The organism is Bradyrhizobium algeriense (assembly GCF_003062295.1).
Taxonomy (GTDB): Bacteria; Pseudomonadota; Alphaproteobacteria; order Rhizobiales; family Xanthobacteraceae; genus Bradyrhizobium; species Bradyrhizobium algeriense.
On sequence record NZ_PYCN01000336.1, the window covers coordinates 1 to 206 of the forward strand.

At 66.5% G+C, this 206-nt stretch carries 1 protein-coding gene; it reads left to right on the top strand.

What is annotated here, in order from left to right; genetic code table 11:
- Window positions 1-4: 4 nt before the first annotated feature.
- Window positions 5-206 (top strand): helix-turn-helix domain-containing protein (locus tag C7G61_RS43730; protein WP_145963887.1); only part of this gene is annotated, 202 nt, incomplete at its 3' end.

Here is a 206-nt window from a genome sequence, read left to right on the forward strand (position 1 = left end):
AAGCATGAATGTACGTTATCGGGTCGAATTGAGCCAAGCCGAGCGCGATGAACTGACGGCGATGCTCGGCGGCGGCAAGCACGCCGCCCGCAAGCTCAAGCGGGCGCAGATTTTGCTGGCGGCCGATCGGGGCCGCCGCGACGAGGAGATTGCCCGGACCGTGAGTGTCAGCCTCTCCACCGTCGGCCGGACCAAGCGCCGCTTCG